At 64.9% G+C, this 21,543-nt stretch carries 22 protein-coding genes; 12 read left to right on the forward strand and 10 right to left on the reverse strand.

The genetic code is table 11. From position 1 onward, the window contains the following. Positions 1–327: 327 nt before the first annotated feature. From QM615_RS22025 to QM615_RS22035, 3 genes are all read right to left on the reverse strand, one after another. Positions 328–786, reverse strand: coding sequence for a methylated-DNA--[protein]-cysteine S-methyltransferase (locus QM615_RS22025; protein ID WP_269596908.1), 459 nt, complete (start codon positions 784–786; stop codon positions 328–330). A 69-nt stretch (positions 787–855) separates the two neighbouring features. Beyond that, the gene (gene istB, locus QM615_RS22030; protein WP_269596906.1) at positions 856–1,698 is read right to left on the reverse strand and encodes an IS21-like element helper ATPase IstB; all 843 of its coding nucleotides are present in this window, start codon (positions 1,696–1,698) and stop codon (positions 856–858) included. After that, entirely contained in the window at positions 1,698–3,086 is a 1,389-nt protein-coding gene (locus tag QM615_RS22035) for a Mu transposase domain-containing protein (protein ID WP_283347929.1), read from the reverse strand. Before QM615_RS22035 ends, istB begins: the two co-directional genes overlap by 1 nt. Before the next feature lie 291 nt (positions 3,087–3,377). On the opposite strand from QM615_RS22035, the gene yczR reads away from it, so the two are divergent. After that, a complete protein-coding gene (yczR, locus tag QM615_RS22040; RefSeq protein WP_269596488.1) occupies positions 3,378–4,859 on the forward strand; it encodes a MocR-like transcription factor YczR in 1,482 nt (493 codons plus the stop codon). A 67-nt stretch (positions 4,860–4,926) separates the two neighbouring features. Here the strand turns inward: yczR and QM615_RS22045 are convergent, their stop codons facing one another. After that, on the reverse strand, positions 4,927–6,003 hold the full coding sequence (locus QM615_RS22045; RefSeq protein WP_269596489.1) for a CaiB/BaiF CoA transferase family protein: 1,077 nt from the start codon (positions 6,001–6,003) through the stop codon (positions 4,927–4,929). 94 nt (positions 6,004–6,097) lie between these two features. On the opposite strand from QM615_RS22045, the gene purT reads away from it, so the two are divergent. Then, the gene (purT, locus tag QM615_RS22050; protein WP_269596490.1) at positions 6,098–7,294 is read left to right on the forward strand and encodes a formate-dependent phosphoribosylglycinamide formyltransferase; all 1,197 of its coding nucleotides are present in this window, start codon (positions 6,098–6,100) and stop codon (positions 7,292–7,294) included. Between the two features lie 24 nt (positions 7,295–7,318). Then, positions 7,319–7,801 carry a DUF456 domain-containing protein gene (locus QM615_RS22055; protein WP_269596491.1) on the forward strand — a complete coding sequence of 161 codons (483 nt, stop codon included), beginning with the start codon at positions 7,319–7,321 and terminating at the stop codon, positions 7,799–7,801. A 1-nt stretch (position 7,802) separates the two neighbouring features. Here QM615_RS22055 and QM615_RS22060 read toward each other — a convergent pair whose 3' ends face one another. Continuing rightward, a complete protein-coding gene (locus QM615_RS22060; protein WP_269596492.1) occupies positions 7,803–8,549 on the reverse strand; it encodes an amidohydrolase family protein in 747 nt (248 codons plus the stop codon). 55 nt (positions 8,550–8,604) lie between these two features. Here QM615_RS22060 and QM615_RS22065 point away from each other — a divergent pair, with 55 nt between their 5' ends. Beyond that, positions 8,605–9,474 (forward strand): SMP-30/gluconolactonase/LRE family protein, encoded by an 870-nt coding sequence (locus QM615_RS22065; RefSeq protein ID WP_269596493.1) that lies wholly within the window; start codon positions 8,605–8,607, stop codon positions 9,472–9,474. Between the two features lie 70 nt (positions 9,475–9,544). Here the strand turns inward: QM615_RS22065 and QM615_RS22070 are convergent, their stop codons facing one another. Next, positions 9,545–10,930, reverse strand: a complete 1,386-nt coding sequence (locus QM615_RS22070) for an FAD-dependent oxidoreductase (protein ID WP_269596494.1) — start codon at positions 10,928–10,930, stop codon at positions 9,545–9,547. 306 nt (positions 10,931–11,236) lie between these two features. On the opposite strand from QM615_RS22070, the gene QM615_RS22075 reads away from it, so the two are divergent. Genes QM615_RS22075 through QM615_RS22090 form a run of 4 tightly spaced genes read left to right on the forward strand, consistent with a single transcriptional unit; the run spans position 11,237 to position 14,358 of the window. Further along, positions 11,237–12,100 carry a TauD/TfdA dioxygenase family protein gene (locus QM615_RS22075; RefSeq protein WP_149406529.1) on the forward strand — a complete coding sequence of 288 codons (864 nt, stop codon included), beginning with the start codon at positions 11,237–11,239 and terminating at the stop codon, positions 12,098–12,100. Positions 12,101–12,148: 48 nt separating this feature from the next. Continuing rightward, on the forward strand, positions 12,149–12,676 hold the full coding sequence (locus QM615_RS22080; RefSeq protein ID WP_269596495.1) for an Rv0361 family membrane protein: 528 nt from the start codon (positions 12,149–12,151) through the stop codon (positions 12,674–12,676). A 48-nt stretch (positions 12,677–12,724) separates the two neighbouring features. Then, positions 12,725–13,138 carry a rhodanese-like domain-containing protein gene (locus QM615_RS22085; RefSeq protein WP_068053994.1) on the forward strand — a complete coding sequence of 138 codons (414 nt, stop codon included), beginning with the start codon at positions 12,725–12,727 and terminating at the stop codon, positions 13,136–13,138. Further along, positions 13,135–14,358 carry an O-succinylhomoserine sulfhydrylase gene (locus tag QM615_RS22090; protein WP_269596496.1) on the forward strand — a complete coding sequence of 408 codons (1,224 nt, stop codon included), beginning with the start codon at positions 13,135–13,137 and terminating at the stop codon, positions 14,356–14,358. The genes QM615_RS22085 and QM615_RS22090 overlap by 4 nt, the downstream gene beginning before the upstream one ends. A gap of 102 nt (positions 14,359–14,460) precedes the next feature. Here QM615_RS22090 and QM615_RS22095 read toward each other — a convergent pair whose 3' ends face one another. Further along, positions 14,461–15,534, reverse strand: coding sequence for an isochorismate synthase (locus tag QM615_RS22095; RefSeq protein WP_269596497.1), 1,074 nt, complete (start codon positions 15,532–15,534; stop codon positions 14,461–14,463). Next, positions 15,534–16,292 (reverse strand): HAD-IIA family hydrolase, encoded by a 759-nt coding sequence (locus QM615_RS22100; RefSeq protein WP_068053998.1) that lies wholly within the window; start codon positions 16,290–16,292, stop codon positions 15,534–15,536. The genes QM615_RS22095 and QM615_RS22100 overlap by 1 nt, the downstream gene beginning before the upstream one ends. Positions 16,293–16,600: 308 nt before the next feature. Here QM615_RS22100 and QM615_RS22105 point away from each other — a divergent pair, with 308 nt between their 5' ends. From QM615_RS22105 to QM615_RS22115, 3 genes are all read left to right on the forward strand, one after another. Next, complete coding sequence (locus QM615_RS22105) at positions 16,601–17,155, forward strand: hypothetical protein (RefSeq protein ID WP_269596498.1); 555 nt, start codon at positions 16,601–16,603, stop codon at positions 17,153–17,155. A gap of 61 nt (positions 17,156–17,216) precedes the next feature. Further along, positions 17,217–18,152, forward strand: a complete 936-nt coding sequence (locus tag QM615_RS22110) for an NADP-dependent oxidoreductase (protein ID WP_269596499.1) — start codon at positions 17,217–17,219, stop codon at positions 18,150–18,152. 521 nt (positions 18,153–18,673) lie between these two features. After that, positions 18,674–19,198 (forward strand): permease, encoded by a 525-nt coding sequence (locus QM615_RS22115; protein WP_068054006.1) that lies wholly within the window; start codon positions 18,674–18,676, stop codon positions 19,196–19,198. 3 nt (positions 19,199–19,201) lie between these two features. On the opposite strand, the gene QM615_RS22120 is transcribed toward QM615_RS22115, so the two are convergent. Together QM615_RS22120 and map are read right to left on the reverse strand one after the other, a co-directional pair. Next, the gene (locus QM615_RS22120; RefSeq protein WP_269596500.1) at positions 19,202–19,681 is read right to left on the reverse strand and encodes a winged helix-turn-helix domain-containing protein; all 480 of its coding nucleotides are present in this window, start codon (positions 19,679–19,681) and stop codon (positions 19,202–19,204) included. A gap of 159 nt (positions 19,682–19,840) precedes the next feature. Beyond that, complete coding sequence (gene map, locus QM615_RS22125; protein ID WP_269596501.1) at positions 19,841–20,614, reverse strand: type I methionyl aminopeptidase; 774 nt, start codon at positions 20,612–20,614, stop codon at positions 19,841–19,843. Between the two features lie 104 nt (positions 20,615–20,718). Between map and QM615_RS22130 the strand changes: the two genes are divergently transcribed. Then, positions 20,719–21,420 (forward strand): GNAT family N-acetyltransferase, encoded by a 702-nt coding sequence (locus QM615_RS22130; RefSeq protein ID WP_269596502.1) that lies wholly within the window; start codon positions 20,719–20,721, stop codon positions 21,418–21,420. Positions 21,421–21,543: the final 123 nt, after the last annotated feature.

Below are 21,543 nucleotides of genomic sequence, written 5' to 3' on the forward strand. Positions count from 1 at the left end.
CCGAACGGAAACTAACCGACGCCAAGGTCGGATCCACCGTTAATCTGACACTCCCGACGGTGTTCACTGGGCCGGCTGGCGGAAACGTGGAGGCACTGACACTGAAGGGTGGTGTCGTCTGCCGCGCACCCGTGGACGCGGACTACTCGGGAACTGTCGAGTTGACTTGTGATGACGGAACTTCGATCGGTGCGTTGGGCTCCGCACTGACATCAGCCGGTGTCGCTGCGTCGACAGTGGATGGAGTATGGGTGCCAATACTGACGCCGGGGTGGCAGGCAGTACCTGTAATTGCAGCGACGCGCCGGTAGCTCAGCCGGAATTGGGTCAGAACAACCTCGGCTCGTCGAATCCCGGTACACCCTCGATACCGAGTATCTTTTGTTTGGTATTCGTACCACCCGGTGCCGAAAAGCCGCCGACTTCCGTACCGGCACCGAGTACCCGATGGCACGGGACGATAATTGGTACAGGATTGCGTCCCAGCGCACCGCCTACGGCCTGGGCTGCGCCGGGTTGGCCGAGTCGGCGGGCGATGTCGCCGTACGTGAGTGTCGCGCCGCGGGGAATCCCACTGCATACGGTGTACACCGCGGCGTCGAACCGTGAGACGTCCAGGACCAGCGGAACGGGGCTCATGTCGACAGCACGTCCATCGAGCAGGGCGACGATCCTCTCGATCGCGTCGGCCGCGAGAGCGTCGACCGGTCGTTCCACTGCATCGAAGCCGGCGAGGTAGTCCGTCATCGCCTCGTCCGATGGTTCGGGCAGGGCGACTGCGACCACGCCGTCATGACGAGGCTCAGCGAAATTCCCCAACCGCGCTCACCGAAATTCCCCACTCGTGAGCGGTCTTCACTGTAGTGGTTGGCGGGTTCCGGTGGTGGCTTTGCGGAGCTTCTCCGATCTGGCGTTGTGGTCCCGTAGCCGGTAGGAATCGCCGTCGAGGTTGAGTACGACGGAGCGATGCAGGAGCCGGTCGAGCATGGCTGCTGCGACGGTGTTGTCACCGAGCACTTCACCCCACGATCCGACGCCGCGGTTGGTCGTCATGACGATCGATGTTTTCATATACCGTTGTGAGACAACCTGAAACAGCGCTGACGCTGCCTCACCGGGCAGTGGAAGGTAGCCGAGTTCGTCGATCACCAGCAGCGTCGGGCCGGCGTAGAAACGCATAGTTGTCGCCCACCGCCCTTCCAATGCAGCTCGATGGCAGCGGGCAGCGAGGTCGGCTGCGGTGGTGAAATACGTTCGATACCCCGCGTGCGCAGCAGCTCTCGCGAGTCCGACCGACAGATGTGTCTTCCCGACTCCGGGTGGGCCGATGAGCAGCACATTCGTCGCCGTCTCGAGGTATCGGCAGGTCGCGAGCTCGTCGATGAGCTTGCGATCGACACCCGCGGCGGCGTCGTAGTCGAAGTCCTCGAGCGACGCCGGAGTTGGCAAACACGCGAACCGCAGTCGTCCGGTCAACCGGCGTGCCTCGGTGGCCTCGACTTCGATCGACAGCAACCGATCCAACGCTGCGGTCATCGACAGGTTCTCGGCTGCTGCTTGGTCGAGGACCGAGGGCAACGCTTCGGCGGCATCGTGGAGTTTGAGGACCGCGAGATGCCCGCGCAGACGTTGATAGAGACTCGCCGCTTCGGTCGTGTTCGGTGCCGGCATCCGGTCGCCTGTCTTCTTGTCGGCCATCAGAGGGTGTTCCTCCCGTGTGCGGCCCGTTCGTAGATCGACAGGTCGTAGATAACCGCGCCTGTGTCAGTGGATTCGGCTGCGTGACTCCCGCTTTCGCGCCGTCCATCTCTGGAGGACAGTGTTGATTCGGCCGAGGTTCGGAGCTTCTCGGCGGCAGCGAGAGCGTCGGGTCCGGGTGGGATCCGTTCTTTGCGGCGGTGCGGACGGCCGGTGTTCGCACCCGCCATCGCTGCTTGTTCGAGGGCGTAGACATGTCCGTGATCGCGGACCATCGCCCCGGTGCCATCGGCAGCGAGACGATGTCGGGCGATGGTGATGCCGGATGTGGTGACGATGTCGATGACATCGGAGCCCAGAACGTGCGTCACTGTCACAGCGGCACAGGCAAGTTCGGGTGGGACCGAGTAGCGGTTGCCGCGATAGGAGACCAGCGCTTGGCGCGAGACGGCCCGGTCGGTGGTCAGGATCGCCGGATATGCAGCCGCGGGCATCGGATGCAACCCCTCGGTGGTGGCGATCGTCGCCACCGACGCCTTCCCGTCTTTCGTGGGCCGCAGCCGGGTGTCACTGCGCAGACTGCAGAACCGGTCGAGGCTTGATTGGGCTTGCTCGACGGTCAGATCGTCGGCGACTGTGCGCCACCACCGTTGGGCTGCAGTGTGATTGGACTTCTCTACCGCACCTTTGCGGTTGCCGCGGCGGGGTGGGCAGATGGCAACGGAGACACCGTAATACTTGGCGACGCCCGCGAAGCTGGCCGTGATGCGACCGGAGTCGGGGTGGCAGACTGTCGCCATCCGATCGAACCGCCAGACTCGGCTGACTCCGCCGAGGCCCCGGCAGATGCGGTCGAGTCCGTCGACGACATGCGGTTGGGTCATGTTCGGCGCGAGGACACCGCGCCATTTGCCCGAGCACGCCAACGTTCCGACGAACAGATGCGCCATCGAACCCCACCCCCAGGAAGCGGGCGGGTTGGGTAGATCGACCCAATCCCATTGAGTCTCTTCACCAGGAGGGTGATCGATCACTGCGTTGGGTCGCTCGGTCGCGGTGAGGCAGGCTTTGCAAATCGGACGGAGTTTGAGCTCGCGGATCTTGCGGTGCAGCGTCTGATACGACATCGCATAGCCGAGGTCTTCGAGCTCGTCGCAGAGGGTGCGGACCCACAGGTGCGGGTCCTCGGACAGGCGTGCGATGACGTAGGCGAGAAACACCTCGAACGGGTCCGGGATGCTGCGTTTACGCACTCCGGGGGTGGTGGTCCCGTTGAGGTAGGACCGGATGGTCTTGCGGTCGCGGCCGGTATGCCTCGCGATGTCGGCGATCTTCCAGCCTCGTTGATGCAGGGCGTGTATTTCCACGTCTTCCTCCCGTGTAAGCATGAGGAGCGGGTCTCCTTCGGGTAGCTGGTGTGTGGTCAGAGACCATCAGCATCCGGGGAGACCCGCCCTCGTTGGCGGTGCCACACGGGTGGGGAATTTCAGTGAGCGTCAGTGGGGAATTTCGATGAGCGCCGTCAGTCATCGGTCCAGGCGATGCCGCAACGGCCGATGGTGGTGTCGAAGAGCGTGCTGCTCGGCATCGGTCCAGTATTCACCTGACCTCAGGTGGCAGTCCAGTGAAAAGCTCAATGGACTTGAAAGTCGAAGACCAGTGGGCGAATACTGGTGGGCATGGCTTCGAGAGTCCTCAATGCAGCGTCACTGGCCCGCGATCTCGGCAGCTGGCGCGGCGACGCGTCCTCGGACGGATCCGGGAGGCGCAAGGCGTCGCGTCCGACGTATCGGGCGTTGGCCGACGGCGTTCGACTACTCATTCACGACGGTCGCATTCCGCTCGGTGTCGGTCTGCCCAGTGAGCGTGATCTGTCGGCGGCTCTCGATCTCAGTCGTACCACCATCACGTCCTCGTACTCGGTCCTGCGCGACGAGGGGTATCTGATCAGCAGGCAGGGATCGCGCAGTACCGTCGCGCTGCCCGCTGCGCCCACTCCCAACGGATTGTTGATCCAGTCGACGACACCGTCAGGTCCGGTGGTGGACATGTCCCACGCGGCCATGGCGGCGGCGGACGGCACCATGACCGCGGCGTACGAGTCTGCGCTACAGGCACTTCCGACGTATCTGCCGACGCACGGCATGGAGCCCATCGGTCTGGCGGTACTGCGGGAGGCCATCGCGCAACGCTTCGTCGAGCGTGGCCTGCCGACGACTGCTGATCAGATCATGGTGACGTCCGGTGCGCAGCAGGCGGTCCGGCTGTTGCTGGGCACGTTGACCTCGCCCGGTGATCGAGTGCTGATCGACCATCCGACCTATCCCAACGCGCTCGAAGCCATCAGGCGAGTCGGTGCCCGTCCCGTGCCGGTGCCGGTGCGTCCGGCCGACGGCGACTGGGATCTCGACGGGATCCGCAGTGCCGCACGGCAAACTGCCGCCAAGGTGGCGTATCTGATTCCGGACTTCCACAACCCTACCGGCCAGGTGCTGGGTGCCGAGGGTCGAGCGGAGCTCGCCCGCATCACCCGTGACACGCGCATGACGCTCATCGTCGACGAGACCATGGTGGATCTGTGGCTCGACGCCCCACCACCCCCACCGGTCGCGTCGTTCGGGCGGGTCTCGGGGTCCGATATCGTCACGATCGGGTCGGCATCGAAGTCGTTCTGGGGTGGCCTGCGCATCGGATGGATCAGGGCGCATCCGTCGCTCGTCTCGCAGCTGGCGGGCTCGCGGGCAGCACACGACCTCGGCACGTCGATCATGGATCAGTTGGCGTCCTCGTTCCTGCTGCAGGACGCGGAACCGGCGCTCGAGCTCCGTCGGTCGCAGCTACGTGAGCGTCGTGAGGTGCTCGAAGACGCTCTGGCCGAACATCTTCCGGACTGGCGCTACCGCCGCTCCGAGGGCGGCATGTCGCTGTGGTTGCAGCTACCCGCACCGGTGTCGAGTGCGCTCGCCGCCACCGCTCCCGCCTTCGGCGCAGTGCTGGCCGCGGGACCGAGGTTCGGCGTCGAGGGTGCCTTCGAGCGCTACCTCAGGCTGCCGTACACCCGTGAGCCGCAAGAGCTTCGGGCCGCGGTGATGGCGACGGCGGCGGCGTATCGAGCACTGGCCCCGAGCGTCGAATCGGAACAACCGGCGCTGGTCTTCTGACCGCGAACTCGAAGTTACGGACGGAAATCAGCCGAAATCCGTCCACAACTTCGAGTTCGACGCGCAATCAGCTCCAGACCGAGCCGATGTCGGTTGCGGTGGAGGGCGGTGGCGTCGGGACTCCGTTTTCGGTGCGGGAGAACCGCGGTGCCGGACGGTGCTGGGTGACGCCACCGACGTCGATGAGCGAGTCGCGATCCTTCATGTGTGGGTGATTCGGTGCCTCGGCGAAGGTGAGGACCGGTGACACGCAGGCGTCGGTGCCGTCGAAGATCGCGGCCCACTCGTCGCGGGTCTTGGACAGGAACGTCTCGGTGAACTTCTCGCGCAGCTCGGGCCAGCGGGACTTGTCCATCTGCGGCGGCAGGTCCGCATCGGCGAGGCCCAATCCGGTGAGCAACTGAGCGTAGAACTGTGGCTCGAGCGAGCCGACTGCCATGTACTGGCCGTCGGAGGTCTCGTAGGTGTCGTAGAAGGGCGCGCCGGTGTCGAGCAGGTTGGTGCCACGGTCGTCGCTCCAGGCTCCGACGCCACGCCACGACCAGATCATGTGCGAGAGCGCGGCGGTGCCGTCGACCATCGCTGCGTCGACCACCTGGCCCTGCCCGGAGCTCTGGCGCTCGTAGAGCGCCGCCATGATGCCGAAGACGAGGAACATCGAGCCGCCGCCGAAGTCTCCGACCATGTTCAGTGGCGGCACGGGCCGCTCGCCCGCACGGCCGATCGCGTTGAGCACACCGGTGACGGAGATGTAGTTGATGTCGTGGCCGGCGGTCTGCGACCAGGGACCTTCCTGGCCCCAGCCGGTCATCCGGCCGTAGACCAGACGCGGGTTGCGGGCCAGGGCGTCGTCGGGTCCTAGGCCGAGGCGTTCGGTGACGCCGGGGCGGAACCCTTCGATCAGCACGTCGGCGCGCTCGATCAGGCCGAGGACCTTCTCGATGTCGGCGGGGTCCTTGAGGTTCGCCTCGACGATGGTGCGGCTGCGCAGCTGATGGTCGTGTGGGGACACCTGGCCTGCGCGTTGGACGCGTACGACGTCTGCGCCGAGGTCGGCCAGCAGCAGCGCGGCGTGCGGGCCGGGCCCGATGCCCGCGAGTTCGACGACTCGGAGCCCTGTCAGCGGTCCACCAGTGTTCGACACGTTGTTGCCTCGTTCCGACTCGTCAGCTGCGAATGTGAATGGAGACTAACTTGTACTAGGTCGTCCAACTGATCGGGGTGTGGATAATAGGGCTGTGACTGCCCCAGATCCCGTCCGCATCGGTACTCCGCTCACTCCCGGGGCCACCCGGGTGATGTTGCTCGGCTCGGGTGAGCTGGGCAAAGAGGTGATCATCGCGTTCCAGCGCCTCGGCGTCGAGGTGATTGCCGTCGATCGCTACGACAACGCCCCCGGTCACCAGGTTGCCCATCACGCGTTCACGATCGACATGAGCAACCCCGAAGAACTACTGGCCCTGATCGATTCGCAGCAGCCGGACTTCGTGGTGCCGGAGATCGAGGCCATCGCCACCGATGCCCTGGCCGAGGTGGAAGTGCGGGGCCGGACGGTCGTGATCCCGACGGCTCGCGCGACTCAGCTGACCATGAACCGTGAGGGCATCAGGCGTCTCGCAGCCGAGGAGCTCGGGCTGCCGACGTCCCCCTATGCGTTCGCGGATTCACTGGAAGACGTGCGAGAAGCGCTGTCCACCATCGGCTTTCCCGCCGTCATCAAGCCCGTCATGTCCTCGTCGGGCAAGGGGCAGTCCGTTGTTCGCAGCGAGGCCGATGTCGAGGCGGCGTGGGAGTACGCGCTGACGGGCGGCCGCGTCGACCTCGGTCGCGTCATCGTCGAGGGATTCGTCGATTTCGATTACGAGATAACGCTTCTCACCGTCCGAGCGGCGAACGGAACCTCGTTCTGTGAGCCGATCGGGCACCTGCAGGAATCCGGCGACTACATCGAATCCTGGCAACCCCAACCGATGTCCGACGCTGCCCTGGCCGGTGCGCGCGATGTTGCCGAGCGGATCACGACGGCCCTGGGCGGACGCGGGTTGTTCGGCGTCGAACTGTTCGTGCAGGGCGACAACGTCTACTTCTCCGAGGTCAGTCCGCGGCCGCACGATACGGGCCTGGTGACCCTGCGCACGCAACGGTTCTCGGAGTTCGAGCTGCATGCCAGGGCCGTTCTGGGTCTGCCGATCGACACGACGCTGCTCTCCCCCGGTGCGTCGGCGGTCATCTACGGCGGCGTCGACGCGGACGGCATTCACTTCGACGGCGTCGCCGATGCGCTGTCTGTCCCCGAGACCGATCTTCGTCTGTTCGGCAAGCCGACGAGCTTCGTCCGGCGTCGGATGGGAGTGGCGGTGTCGACGGCGTCGGATATCGACACTGCACGGAGCCGGGCACGCGAGGCAGCGGGCAAGGTTCGTCCCGTCGTCTGACCGGACACAGGGCACACTGAGCTCATGAGTGCGCTCGGAGAAGTCCTAGTCGGCCTGGTGATTCTGGTCGGCCTCGTCGGTATCGTCGTCCCGATTCTGCCGGGCACCATCCTGATCTTCGGGGCCGTCGCAGTGTGGGCGTGGGTCACCGGCGGAGCCGCAGCGTGGACGGTCTTCGCGATCGCGACGGTGCTGCTGGTGATCAGCGGCGTCGTGAAATACACCTGGCCCGGGCGGCGCATGCGGGAGGCGGGTGTGCCGACGCGATCGCTGATGATCGGCGGGCTGCTCGGCATCGTCGGATTCTTCGTCATCCCCGTCCTAGGCCTGTTCATCGGCTTCATCGCCGGCGTCTACGTGGCGGAAGTGCCCAGGCATCGAAACCATTCCGAGGCATGGAGATCCACCGTGCACGCCACCAAGGCCGCTGGTCTGTCCATTCTGGTGGAACTGTTCGGTGCCCTGCTCGCCTCGGCGGTGTGGCTCGGCGGAGCGCTACTCATCTAGGTCAGGGGACGCGATACCAAGCCCGGGCGTTGCCGTCGAGCACCGCCGGGAGATCGCCGCCGACGGCGTGAGAAATGATGTCGATGTCGTTCGCCGAGAACGGGCGTGGGGCGCGGGTGCCCGGGAGATCGGTGCCGAACATCAACGCGGCGGGATTGACCCGGTGAATCTGCTGCAGGGTGTCGGCGATATCGAGATCGACCCGGCCGAATCCCGTTGCCTTGACGCGTACTCCGCGGTCGACGAGGTCGAGAAGATACGGCAGACCCTGTGTCGAGAGTCCCAAGTGATCGATGCTCACCGCCGGCAGTTTCGCGAGGACGGGTTCGAGCGAGAGCAGCAGGGACGCATCGACGTACAGTTCGGCGTGCCACCCCACCAGATCGTGGACACGACGCGCCTGAACGGTAAGCATCTGCAGATCCGTCTCGCCGCGTTTGAGGTTGAACCGCATTCCCCGCACGCCCGCGTCGTTCAGTGCGACGATGTCCTCGTCGGAACATTCCGGATCGATCTGCGTGACGCCGACCCAGCCGCGTCCCAGAGTGTCCAACGCAGCGAGCAGGAAACTCTGATCGGTGCCCTGGAACGACCCCGTGACCACTGCGCCGCCGGTGATACCGAGCCCGTCGACGTCGTAGAGGTAGTTCGAGACGGTGTACGGATCGGGCAGGAAACCGTGGTTCTCGATGAGCGGAAACTTCGGGTCGATGATGTGTAGGTGGGCGTCGAACACGGCCCCCAGCATGCCAGCTCACCCATTCGGCGTCGCGGCCACCGTTCGCGGTGTTTGAATTCGAAACATGAAACCGGAGACCACTGTCGTTCTCGACGGATACACCTATTTCGAATGTCCACGCTGGCACGAGGGGAGGATCTGGGTATCGGACTTCTACTCCCATCGCGTCGTGTCCGCCCTCGAGGACGGCTCCGACGTACGAGTCGAAGCCGAAGTACCCAATCAGCCGTCGGGCCTGGGATGGTTGCCCGACGGGCGGCTGCTGATCGTGTCGATGCGCGACTACAAGTTGCTACTGCGTGAGCACGACGGCTCGCTGACCGTGCACGCCGATCTGTCGACGTACGTGAAGGCGAACCTCAACGACATGCTCGTCGACGCGCAGGGCCGCGCGTACATCGGTAATTTCGGGTTCGATCTGATGAACTTCGCGCCCGTCGAGACGGCTGATCTGATTCGCGTCGACCCGGACGGTTCCGCGCACGTGGTGGCGTCGGATCTGTATTTCCCCAACGGGATGGCCTTCACGGCGTCGGGCGAACTGCTCGTCGACGAGACGGTCGGCAACCGGGTCAGTGCCTTCGACATCGCCGAGGACGGGTCGCTGGGGGAGCGGCGCGACTGGGCGAAATTCGGTGAGCTGCCGTCGTCGACGGACATGGCCACGGCCATGGGCGAGGTGAAGGTGGCGGCCGACGGTTGCTGCATCGACACCGACGGCACCATGTGGATCGCCGACGCGCTGGGGCAGCGAGTGCTGCACGTGGCACCGGGCGGGGAGATTCTTCAGCAGCTCGATTTCGATCTCGGGGTCTTCGCTTGTGGACTCGGCGGATCCGACGGCCGCACGCTGTTCGTCTGCGCTGCACCGGATTTCAACGAGCATCAGCGCAAGATCGAGACCGAAGGAAAGCTACTGGCAGTGCGGGTGTAGAGCGCTCCGCGCATGTGAGTGGAACTTCGTAGCAGGGGTCGAAGTTCCGCTCACATGCGGCGCAGCCGCTCTAGGCCTTGTCGGGCTCGGATGCCTTCAGCATGTCCTCACGCTCGACGACCTTGACTCGTTCGCGGCCTTCGGGTTCGCCGAGGGAGCGTTCGTGGGCGTCGAGGCGGTACCAGCCGTCCCAGGTGGTGAAGGGGACCTGCTTGCCTTCGAGGAACGAGGTGACCGCGTCCAGATCCGGCTCGGCCGCACCGACGAAGTTCGGCGCATCCTCGAGCAGGTTCGCGACGGTTTCGTTGGCGTCGCCCTTGGTGTGACCGATGAGGCCGACGGGTCCGCGTTTGATCCAGCCGGTGACGTAGGTGGCGGGGACGGGTGTGGTGGAGTGCGGTGATTCGACGACGCGTCCGGCTTCGTTGGGGATGGTGCCTGCTTGCTCGTCGAAGGGGAGTTGGCTGATGTTCTGGCTGAGGTAGCCGACGGCGCGGTAGACGGCTTGGACGTCCCAGTCGTTGTATTTGCCGGTGCCTGTGACGTTGCCGGTGCCGTCGAGTTCGGTGCGTTCGGTGCGGAGGCCGACGACTTTGCCGTTGTCTCCGAGGACTTCGTGGGGGGATTCGAAGAAGTGCAGGAACAGTTTGTGTGGGCGTTTGCCGACGTCGCGGATGGCCCAGTCCTGCAGGGTGTTGGCGACCATGTCGATTTGCTTGGAGCTGCGGCGGGCTTGTTCGGAGCCTTCGTCGTAGTCGATGTCCTCGGGGGCGACGATGACCTCGATGTTGGGGGAGTGGTCGAGTTCGCGGAGTTCGAGTGGGGTGAATTTGGCCTGTGCCGGTCCGCGACGGCCGAAGACGTGTACTTCGATGGCCTTGTTGGCTTTGAGGCCTTCGTAGACGTTGGCGGGGATTTCGGTGGGGAGCAGTTCGTCGCCGGTTTTGGCGAGGACGCGTGCGACGTCGAGGGCGACGTTGCCGACGCCGAGGACGGCGACTTTCTCGGCGTCGAGGGGCCAGGTGCGGGGCACGTCGGGGTGGCCGTCGTACCAGGAGACGAAGTCGGCGGCGCCGTAGCTGCCGTCGAGGTCGATGCCGGGGATGTTGAGTGCGCGGTCGGCGTTGGCTCCGGTGGAGAAGATGACGGCGTCGTAGAAGCGGCGCAGGTCGTCGAGGGTGATGTCGGTGCCGTAGTCGATGTTGCCGAGCAGGCGGACCTGGGGCTTGTCGAGCACCTTGTGCAGGGCGGTGATGATGCCCTTGATGCGTGGGTGGTCGGGGGCCACGCCGTAGCGGATGAGCCCGAACGGCGCGGGCATGCGCTCGAAGAGGTCGATGCTGACGCCCGGTCCGCTGACATTGTGGTCGGACTTCATGAGCGCGTCGGCGGCGTAGATGCCTGCCGGTCCGGCACCGACGATGGCGACGCGGAGTGGACGAGTCTGATCAGTCATGTGCAGCGAGCTACCTTCTTCGAGGGAAGTGCGGACACCCCAGCATAAATTAAGGACAACCTGAGCTGGGGCAGTGGGCAACTTGCCGGATTTCCCGGTTTCCGGTAGGAATTGCTCTGTGGAGACGACATACCTGGTCCGACGGTTCACCGTCGACTTCTGTCGTACCTGCACCAACATGTGTTGTCGGTGACAAGACCCGACGCCCGTCCCCTCCTTCTGTAGGTATTCAGCAGGTCGGGTTCCCTCCCTTTCGCGGCAGCGTTGCCGAAGATCAGCGCCGGCCGTGCACAGATTCGAGGACACATGACCACTCTGGAACAGCCCGTCACGCTCACTTTCGACAAGCTCGGCCCGTCGTTCGGTGCCGAGGTCATCGGCCTCGACGTCGCCGCGGCGTCCGATGCGCAGATTCACGCCGTGCGCCGAGCCCTCGTCGAGCACAAGGTTCTGGTGCTGCGCGGGCAAACGCTCGACGACGCTGCACACGTCGAATTCGGTCGCAGGCTCGGCGACCTGACGGCTGGCCACCCGGTGCACGACAGCGGCCACGTCGCCCCCGAGGTCTACGCGCTCGACAGTCAGGACAACGGATTCGCCGACGTCTGGCACACCGACGTCACGTTCATGGAACGTCCGCCGATGGGTTCGATCCTGCGGCCCGTTGTCCTGCCACCGCACGGCGGCGACACCAACTGGGCCGACAGCCAGCTCGCCTACGAATCGCTGTCCGCACCCGTGCGTCGAATGATCGACGGGCTCACGGCAATTCACGACGGCAACCGTGAATTCGGCTACTACCTCGCGCAGAAGCGCGGCGGAAAGGGCAACGTGTGGGACGGCAAGGAAGTCACCGCGCTGGTCCCCGTCGAACATCCCGTCGTGCGGGTCCATCCGGAAACCGGCCGCAAGGGGTTGTTCGTCAATCCGGGTTTCACCTCCCACATCGTGGGTGTGTCGGAGGCCGAGAGTCGCGGGATCCTGGATCTGCTCTACGCGCACCTGACCAAACCCGAGCACATCGTGCGGCACCGCTGGCGGCTGGGCGACCTGGTGCTGTGGGACAACCGCAGCACCTCGCACTACGCCAACCGCGACTACGGCACCGAGCACCGCAAGATGCACCGCATCACGTTGCGTGGAGACATCCCCGTCGGCCCCTCTCACTGAGAGGCCCCAGCTGAACGCGGACCCGTCGGATCGAGGAAGATTGGCTTCATGGCGTCGTGGAGTGAACGTAGGCAGCAGTGGGTCGACAGTCGTGAGGAAGCGCGCAACAACGCATCCGAGGCGGCTGCCGAGTCCGGTGAGCAGCGTCCGCCCAACGCGTGGCCGTTCATCATCGCCGTGGGCATCGTCGTCGCCTTGCTCGTCGGCATCTTAGCGGCCTCGAAGTTCGCTCCCGCGGAGGACAACGTGACGCAGGCCCAGTTGCTCACCGACAGCCTCGACGGGTTCCTCGAAGCGCAGAACACCGGTAACGCGGAGCTGCTGCGTCAGAACACATGCTTCGATCAGGTCGAGCGCCTGATTCCGGGTGACGACGTGCAGTACCGAACCGATCGGGCAGGCGAGGTCGAGCGCAACGGCGAGACGTCCATCGACGGTGTGCCGACCGAGTACCAGGTCAACGGCGACCGCGGAATGGTCACGGTCCCGCTGAAGGAAGAGAAATCCGGAGTGCAGACCGACGACGTGTGGAATTTCGTCCGTGTGGACGACAAGTGGCTGGTGTGCAATGTCTGACCGGTACGTGTGTGATGTCGAAACAGCGAGTGACGGAAGGCTGATCAAGTGACCTACGCAGGTGACATAACCCCGGAAGCTGCCTGGGAGTTGTTGCAGAGCAACCCCGAAGCAGTGCTCGTGGATGTTCGGACGCGCGCCGAGTGGCAGTACGTCGGTGTCCCGGACACCTCCGGCATCGACCGCCCGACGCACCTGATCGAGTGGGTCAGCTTTCCCGACGGTGCCCGCAACGCCAACTTCGTCGACGACCTGAAAGCCGCAGGCGTGGACGGCGATCGGCCGGTGGTGTTCCTGTGCCGCTCCGGTCAGCGATCCATCGGTGCCGCCGAAGCCGCGACCGCTGCGGGAATCGGCCCGTCCTACAACGTGCTCGACGGTTTCGAAGGTGCCACCGACGCCGACGGACACCGCGGAGCCACGGGGTGGCGTGCGGTCGGGTTGCCTTGGAGGCAGTCGTGAGCGGGAATCCGAAAGGCGGCGGTTTCGACAAGCCGTTACCCGAGGGTGTGGGTCAGGCAACGCTGGGAGTTCGCGGCGGCCTGATGCGATCCGGGTTCGACGAGAACGCCGAAGCTCTGTATCTCTCTTCGGGTTTCGTGTACGAAAGTGCCGGAGCCGCCGAACAGGCGTTCACCGGAGACATCGATCATTTCGTGTACTCGCGCTACGGCAACCCGACGGTCAAGATGTTCGAGGAGCGACTGCGCCTGATCGAGGGTGCCGAGGCGTGCTTCGGTACCTCGAGCGGAATGTCGGCGGTGTTCACGGCCCTCGGTGCCCTGTTGAAGGCCGGTGACCGATTGGTTGCTGCGCGTAGCCTTTTCGGCTCGTGCTTCGTCGTCTGCAACGAAATCCTGCCGCGCTGGGGCGTCGAGACCGTCTTCGTCGACGGCGAGGACCTCGAGCAGTGGGAGCAGGCGCTGTCGGTGCCGACGACGGCGGTGTTCTTCGAGACTCCGTCCAACCCGATGCAGTCGTTGGTCGATGTTCGACGCGTCTCCGAGATGGCTCATGCGGCCGGTGCAACTGTGGTGCTGGACAACGTGTTCGCGACGCCGCTGTTGCAGCGCAGCCTCGAACTCGGTGCCGACGTGGTGGTGTACTCCGGTACCAAGCACATCGACGGTCAGGGGCGGGTGCTGGGCGGTGCGATCCTCGGATCGAAGGAGTACATCGACGGTCCGGTGCAGACCCTGATGCGGCACACCGGTCCGGCGCTGAGCCCGTTCAACGCGTGGACCCTGCTCAAGGGATTGGAGACGATGCCGGTGCGAGTGCGGCATTCGGTGAACTCCGCGCTGCAGATCGCCGAGTTCCTCGAAGCTCACCCTGCGGTGCGCTGGGTGAAATATCCGTTCCTGCAATCGCATCCGCAGTACGAGCTGGCGAAGTCGCAGATGTCGGGCGGCGGTACCGTGGTCACGTTCGAGCTCGATGCTCCCGAGGGCGAGGCCAAGAAGCGTGCCTTCGAGGTGCTCGACGCACTGCGCATCGTCGACATCTCGAACAACCTGGGTGACTCGAAGTCGCTCATCACCCACCCGGCGACCACCACGCACCGCGCGATGGGTCCGGAAGGTCGTGCGGCAGTGGGGATCACAGATGGCGTCGTACGCATTTCCATCGGCCTCGAGGACACCGAGGATCTGATCGGAGATCTGGACCAGGCCCTGAAGTAGTCGGCGCAGCGGACGAATCCACGCCCCGCGTGCAGATCCACACCCCGTTCGGCGGGCGTGGATTTCTGCGCGAGGCGTAGATGTTGTGCGGACCGGATCGAATCAGCGGTCGAAGACGCTCAGCACGGTTCTGAATTTCGCTGTGGTTTCGTCGAGTTCGGCGTCGGGATCCGAATCCGCGACGATGCCCCCGCCGGCGGTGGCCGTTCCGGTCAGGCTGTCGGCCGAAAGTTCGATGCAGCGAATGGTGACCATCCACTCGCCGTCGCCGCTGCCATCGGTCCATCCGACGGCCCCGGCGTAGAAGCCGCGGGATCCCTCGACGCTGTCGATGGTGTCCATCGCCGCAGCTCGGGGCACCCCGGCGACGGCGGCGGTGGGGTGCAGCGCAAGCGCCAGGTCGAGTGCCGAGGTCGCGGGATCGGCCAGCGTCCCGACGATGGGCGTCGACAGGTGCCACAGCTGCGGAGTGCTGCTGAGCTGGGGGGAGTCGGGCACCTCCAGCGTCTCGCAGAACGGTGTCAATGCGGCCCGGATCTCGTCGACGACGAAGCGATGCTCGGCCTGATCCTTCGCACTCGCCGCCAACGCCGCGGAGATGCGCGCTTCCTCGTCGGGGTCGGTCGACCGTGCTGCTGTTCCCGCGAACGGATGGCAGGTGACGATGTTGCCGCGCTTGCGAACCAACAGTTCCGGGCTGGCACCGACGATGTGTGTGCCGGTTCTGCCTGCGGGCGACAGGTCCGCCAGAAAGCCGTGGCCCATCGGATCCCGGGAGACCAACGCGCTCAGCACCGAGACAGGGTCGATCGGCGAATCCGCGGACACCTCGATGGCCCGCGCCAGCACGATCTTCTCGGCCACACCGGCTTTCAATTGCTCGACGACATCCCGGACTCGCTGCACGTGAACACTCGGATCGGGAATCTGCCGCGCAACGGTCACGGTCGGCAAAGGCGGGAGAGCATCGACCGTTGCCCACGGCCCGTCGAGTCGGTAGAACTCCTCCGGCTCGATCAGCGCGGTGGCGTCGGACATGTCGAAAGGGATTGCGCCGACGACGTTTCGGCCGTCTCGCACCGCGGCCACCGCGTCGGCGATATCGGGAAAAGCGTGCCGGACACCCCGCCCGACGACGTGGTGATCCTGCCGGGAGAGAACGAATTCGAGTGTCATCAGAACGGGTTCTGCGTGCGGCCCACCAGGTCTGCGACGGAATCGAGGACCTTGGTCGGTCGGTACGGATACTGCTCGACAGATTGGACCGTCGAGATGCCGGTGAGGACCAGGATGGTCTGCAGTCCGGCTTCGAGGCCCGAGAGTACGTCGGTGTCCATCCGGTCGCCGATCATCAGCGTGTTCTCGGAATGGCCACCGATCGCACGCAGCGCCGAACGCATCATCAACGCGTTGGGCTTGCCCACGTAGTACGGCTCCTTGCCGGTGGCCTTGGTGATCAGCGCGGCAACCGAACCGGTCGCAGGCAGCGAGCCCTCACGGGACGGTCCGGTGGCGTCGGGGTTGGTGGCGATGAATCGCGAACCCTTCTCAACGAGACGGATGGCGGTGGTGATGGCCTCGAACGAGTAGGTCCGAGTCTCGCCGAGTACCACGTAGTCGGGGCTCGAGTCGGTGAGGGTGTAGCCGATGTCGTGCAGGGCCGTCGTCAGACCCGACTCGCCGACGACGTAGGCGCTGCCGCCGGGTCGCTGATTGCCGAGGAACGTCGCGGTCGCGAGAGCGGAGGTCCAGATCGACTTCTCCGGAATGTCCAGACCGGTGAAGGCGAGACGTGCGCGCAGGTCACGAGGGGTGCGAATCGAATTGTTCGTCAACACGATGAACGGAATCTCGTTGGCCTGCAGTTCGGCGAGGAACGTGTCGGCCCCGGGAATCAGATGATCCTCGTGAACCAGAACCCCGTCCATGTCCATCAGGTACGTCCACTGCTGAGGCTTCTCGATTTCGCTCACCTCCGTATTTTACCTACTTGCCCATTGCGCAGGCTCCACTCGCGCGTTCGGCTCGGCGGTTGGTCGGGAAAATTGTGACGTTGTCGATTTCCGGTAACGCCGAGTCGCGCGTGCGCTGGTCACGGCGTTCAATAACGGGCAAGGCAGACGTAACGACCACAGCAGCGTTGCTTGTTCGGCGACAGACGCCACTGCATTGCAGCACCTCCCGAGCTCGATTCCGAGCCGGTGTCCGTTGGCTGAGTGTTGACCCAGTGGGGATGATCGACATGAACGACGCTTTTCGCTTCGCCGCTTCGTGCAGTTCACCGAGGGAACTGATCGCCCGACTTCAGTTCGGGATGACGGAATTGTGGCCCGAAGGCGCGGCAATTCCCGTCCGCTGGCACTACATGGCAGACATGATCGATTCGGAGCGAGGCTTGCTCGTCGAATTGGACGGTGCGGTGTCGAGTCCGGTTGTGGATGTGCTTGCCGCGACGGCAGAATTGTGTAGGCAGTCGGCGACCGAAGCTGTGCCCCAGTCGGATTGGGCACTTCTTCGTCGTGCTGCGGCATGGCTCGATCGGAGTTGTTCCGAGACCGATCGTGCGCTGCTCTCGGTGGCAGAAGAAGTGGCACTGACAGGGCTCGACGGAGTGGAGCCGGACTTCTCGGTCGTGTCATGGCTGTGTCTGGAGATGCTCGCGCAGTTCGAGGCAGGCCGGGAAACAATCGACTATTGGGTCGAGCGCGCGAACCTGACGGAGCCGAGTGTCGTTCTTCATCGCGCAGGTTCGGTCCTGGAGCGGGGCGAACGAAACCAGCTGTCGGTGGCCGTCTGAGTCGTCGGACAATGAGGGTCTGACCGGAACATTCTCTACCGTGTCGGTCGTTGTACTTTGCATGACAAAAGCAGCAGTTGCAGCGTCCTACGGTGGTCCGGAAGTCGTCGAGATCGTCGATCGAGAGTTACCCGAACCCTCCGAGGGTGAGGTTCTGGTCGAGCTGAAGGCGATCGGAGTCAATCCCTTCGACTTCAAGAGCTACAGCGGTGCGTTCGGTACCGACGAATCGAAGCTCCCGATCGCCCTGGGCAGTGAGGCGTCGGGAATCGTGGTGGCAGTCGGCGGCGCTGTCGAGGGCCCGGGCGGTTCGATAGCCGTCGGCGACGAGGTGATCGTCTCCGGCGTGAACGGCACGTACACCGAGAAGATTGTCGCGCCCGCGCGCTTCGTGTTCCCGAAGCCGGCGAATCTGGATTGGGACGTCGCCGCCGGGGTGCTGGCCGTTGCCGGAACAGCCTACGACGCACTGGAATCCGTCGGCGTGAAGAGCGGCGACACGGTGCTCGTGCACGGGGCTTCGGGCGGCGTCGGGTCCGTGGTGGCTCAGCTCGCTCTGGAACGCGGTGCAAAGGTCATCGGGACTGCTCGCGCTCAGAATCACGAAGCGCTGCGTGCCTTCGGGGTCGAGCCGGTCGAGTACGGCGACGGACTGATCGACCGGGTCCGGGTAGCCGCACCGAACGGCATCGACGCAGCCATCGACACGGTGGGCACCGACGAGGCCATCGACGTGTCTCTCGAATTGCTCACGGATCGAGCAAGATTGGTGACGACGGCAGCCTTCGGGCGGGCCTCGGCAGACGGGTTTTCGACCGTCGGTGGGCCGGCGAGCATGGAGCGTCGACGCCTCGCGTCGCCGGTGCTGCTGGAGCAGGCCGGTGCGGGGGTGTTCGAGGTGACGGTTGCCAAGACCTTCCCACTCGATGACGTCGCCAGGGCGCACGCCGAACTGCAGACGGCACACCCTCGCGGGAAGTTCGTCCTGATTCCCTGATTGTTCGGGTAACTTCACACCCTTTCTCCCGACCGATCAGTCGAACTCGGGTCAGACCAGGGGTGATCGGTCGGCATAAGGGGTGTGAGGTCTCGGCCGCTCGAGTCGTCAGGCATCGCGGGGTTGTCGGCCCGGCCGATATTGGCGGCGCTCAGGCGGTCCTGCGGCAGTTCGCTCGGAAGTCTCGTCCGTCTTCGAGGTCGAGGATTCTCGTTCGGCGGCCGATGCGCTCAACACGGTGCAGCTCGATTGGGATCGGCTCCGTGCTCAGGCTTGTCGGTTCAGCACTCGCGTTCCTACAACGCGATTTGGCATGGATGTGGATCGGACTGTCGGTCGGTCTACTGGCACGAGCTTTGTGGCCGTATCGCACTGCTTCCGAGGGACGCGAATCCGGCAAGAGCCCGCTGGTCGAAATCTCGGCCCGCCGGACCTAGTTTTCGTCTTCGCGGACCTTTTCAGTTAACGATCGGGTCTCGACACGACCGGGGCACTGCTGTGCAGGCTCTACGATTGTCGGCATGACTGCCGATCCGACTACGCCCGCACCGTCGACCAGCTCGGCGAACTGGAAGAGGCGGGGCATTCTCGTCGGAGCCGGCATCGTCCTGCTGTTGATCGCCTACTTCATCCTGGCAGCGTTCCTTCCGCGCTGGTGGAGTCTGCGGGTGGAGACCCTGGCCGACCGCACGTTCACCAAGGGCATTCTGTGGGGCCTGCTGTTCGGCATCGTCTGCACGTTCGCGCCGCTGGTGTTCTTCTGGAGCGCCTGGTCGGTTCGGAAGGGCAGGGCGGGCAAGCAATTGGCGATCGGCTCGGTCATCCTGGCCGTCGTCACGGCCATCCCGAACCTGTTGACGCTCACGATCGTTCTCGGAACCAGCAACGCCGCTCATGCCGGCGAACGCACCCTCGACACCAGCGCGCCTGGCTTCCGTGGTGCCACGGCACTCGGGGCCCTCATTGCCGTGGTTCTGTTTGCCTTGCTGGTGTTCGTGGTGGTCCGGCGGAAGCGTCGCCGCAGAGCTGCTGCTCTGTCGCAATAACTCTCAGGCGCTGCGCAGAGTGGTCGGTTGGGTGATGACGCGTATTCCCGGTTCCGGGTCGAAGCGATAGCCGGTTCCCCGGACCGTGGTGATCAGTCGACCGAACTGACCGAGTTTGGTGCGCACTCGGGAGAGGTGGACGTCGACACTGCGTCCGCCGTCGGAGGTGCCGAGTTCGGATCGTCCGACCACGACCCGAGGGTGCCGCGCCAGGTAGGCGAATATCTCGAACTCGGTGGGGGAGAGCCGAACGCTCCTGCCGCCGAGGATCACATCGCGGGCAGGCAGATCGATCACCAGGGGAGCGTTGAGATCGCTCACGCGTACATCGAAGCGCGTCAGGATCTTCGCGTGCGGGGCGTAGCTCTTGGCGGCGCTGCGGAGGGCATCGGCGAGTGCATGCAGTTGTGGGCGAGTCAGTCCCTGCAGGGACGCCGTGCCGGAATCGGAGATGCGGACGACGACGGTCGCTCCGGTGCTCATGATGGATAGCTCCTGTGGCAAGGGTGCTGCGGATGCTGGACGGATGGTCAGCGGGAGCGGCGACAGTTCTCGCTCACAGACACAGGCTCGTCGGCTATCGGCAGTTCCGCCAGGGATCCACTCACCGTGATCGCAACGGTTGACCCCGTGGCCGTCGACTCAGGATTTCGGCAACGTCATGATCTCTGCACCGTCGTCGGTGATGATCACGGTGTGCTCGCTGTGCGCGGTGAGGCAGCCCGTCGTGCTTCGTAGGGTCCAGCCGTCGGGGTCGGTGACGAGTTCGGCGGTGTCCTCCATGACCCACGGCTCGAGTGCCAACATCAAGCCGGGCCGTAGGCGGTAACCGCGGCCGGGCCGTCCGGAGTTGGAGACGTGGGGATCCTGGTGCATCGTCGAGCCGATGCCGTGACCGCCGAACTGCATGTTGATCGGGTAACCGGCAGCGCTGAGCACCGTGCCGATGGCGTGGGAGATATCGCCGATCTTGTTGCCCGGTCCAGCTGCTTCGATTCCTGCAGCCAACGCACGTTCGGTGGCGTCGATCATCGAGAGAGCCCTGGCGGGCTTGTTCTCACCCACGACGAAACTCATGGCCGAATCCGCCGCGACGCCGCCGAGGATCACGGCCAGGTCCAGCGTCAGCAGATCGCCGTCGGCCAGCGCATAGTCGTGTGGAAGGCCGTGCAGCACAGCATCGTTGACGGAAGTGCAGATGTAGTGACCGAACGGACCGCGGCCGAAGGACGGCGCATAGTCGACGTAGCAGGACGTCGCCCCGGCTCCTTCGATGATGTCCTTGGTCCACTGATCGATCTCGAGCAGGTTGGTGCCGACTGTGGCGCGTTCGCGGACGGTCCGGAGAATTCCGGCCACCAGAGCGCCGGATTCGCGCGCGAGGGGGATCTTGGTGGGGGGAAGAATTTCGATCATGTGGAGCCTTTCGCCGTGTGCCGAACAACGATACCGGTATAAGTATTGGTGACGAGCCCGACGGCACGCATAGCCGTGAGCTGGATCGTGCGACGCTGTCTGTCGTGTCTGCTCATCCTCTCGACGACCCCGTTCGCAATTCCCTCGAGGGCCCACTTTCGCGGTTCGCGGTCCGGCGCGGACGGATCATGCGCGCCGATCCTGCGGTGTCTCCGTTTCTGGTGCACCCCGACGTCCTCGAGCCCAAGGACTGGGACGACATCGCTGCGCTGTTCGGCCGACGAACCGTCGTCGGGCTGAACGGCCCGGAACGCGCACTGCCCGAGGGGTGGTCGCACCTGGAGACCTTCGGTCTGGTGCAGCTCGTCGGCACGCACCTCGAGACGCGGCCCTTCGCCGAGGCGGTGGAGCTGACAGCAGCGGACGTCCCGGAGATGCTCGATCTGGTGGGCCGCACCGAGCCCGGGCCGTTCCTGCCCCGCACCATCGAACTCGGCACGTACCTCGGTGTTCGACGCGATGGCGCGCTGATCGCGATGGCAGGCGAGCGCATGCATCCACCGGGGTGGACGGAGATCAGTGCCGTCTGTACCGACCCGGCGTTCCGTGGGCAGGGGTTGGCCACCGACCTGGTTCGAGCGGTCGGCCACGGTATTCGCGCCCGCGGCGAGGAGCCGTTCCTGCATGCGTCGGACGCGAACGTGCGCGCCATCGAGCTCTATCTCTCCATTGGATTCGAGTTGCGTCGTACCTCGCGTCTGACATTGGTTCGAACGCCCGCGCCGAAGCCCCAGGGTTCTGTCTGAGCGAACGCACCGTCTAGAACGGCGGCTCGGCAGTGTCTTCGGCTGTGGGTTCTGTTTCGGGGTCGCGGTTGTCGGGTGGGTTGGGGTAGGCGATGTGGCCGGATCGTTTCGGTGTGGTGGGGA

Source organism: Rhodococcus sp. IEGM 1341 (assembly GCF_030056895.1).
Classification (GTDB): Bacteria; Actinomycetota; Actinomycetes; order Mycobacteriales; family Mycobacteriaceae; genus Rhodococcoides.

Coding starts and splice junctions, on each gene's coding strand:
- QM615_RS22055 (WP_269596491.1), top strand. CDS start 7,319: ATGAGTGCGCTCGGAGAAGTCCTAGTCGGCCTGGTGATTCTGGTCGGC.
- istB (WP_269596906.1), bottom strand. CDS start 1,698: ATGGCCGACAAGAAGACAGGCGACCGGATGCCGGCACCGAACACGACC.
- QM615_RS22115 (WP_068054006.1), top strand. CDS start 18,674: ATGACTGCCGATCCGACTACGCCCGCACCGTCGACCAGCTCGGCGAAC.
- map (WP_269596501.1), bottom strand. CDS start 20,614: ATGATCGAAATTCTTCCCCCCACCAAGATCCCCCTCGCGCGCGAATCC.
- QM615_RS22065 (WP_269596493.1), top strand. CDS start 8,605: ATGAAACCGGAGACCACTGTCGTTCTCGACGGATACACCTATTTCGAA.
- QM615_RS22075 (WP_149406529.1), top strand. CDS start 11,237: ATGACCACTCTGGAACAGCCCGTCACGCTCACTTTCGACAAGCTCGGC.
- QM615_RS22060 (WP_269596492.1), bottom strand. CDS start 8,549: ATGCTGGGGGCCGTGTTCGACGCCCACCTACACATCATCGACCCGAAG.
- yczR (WP_269596488.1), top strand. CDS start 3,378: ATGGCTTCGAGAGTCCTCAATGCAGCGTCACTGGCCCGCGATCTCGGC.
- QM615_RS22105 (WP_269596498.1), top strand. CDS start 16,601: ATGAACGACGCTTTTCGCTTCGCCGCTTCGTGCAGTTCACCGAGGGAA.
- QM615_RS22120 (WP_269596500.1), bottom strand. CDS start 19,681: ATGAGCACCGGAGCGACCGTCGTCGTCCGCATCTCCGATTCCGGCACG.
- QM615_RS22035 (WP_283347929.1), bottom strand. CDS start 3,086: ATGCTTACACGGGAGGAAGACGTGGAAATACACGCCCTGCATCAACGA.
- QM615_RS22110 (WP_269596499.1), top strand. CDS start 17,217: ATGACAAAAGCAGCAGTTGCAGCGTCCTACGGTGGTCCGGAAGTCGTC.
- QM615_RS22080 (WP_269596495.1), top strand. CDS start 12,149: ATGGCGTCGTGGAGTGAACGTAGGCAGCAGTGGGTCGACAGTCGTGAG.
- QM615_RS22070 (WP_269596494.1), bottom strand. CDS start 10,930: ATGACTGATCAGACTCGTCCACTCCGCGTCGCCATCGTCGGTGCCGGA.
- QM615_RS22095 (WP_269596497.1), bottom strand. CDS start 15,534: ATGACACTCGAATTCGTTCTCTCCCGGCAGGATCACCACGTCGTCGGG.
- QM615_RS22100 (WP_068053998.1), bottom strand. CDS start 16,292: ATGGACATGGACGGGGTTCTGGTTCACGAGGATCATCTGATTCCCGGG.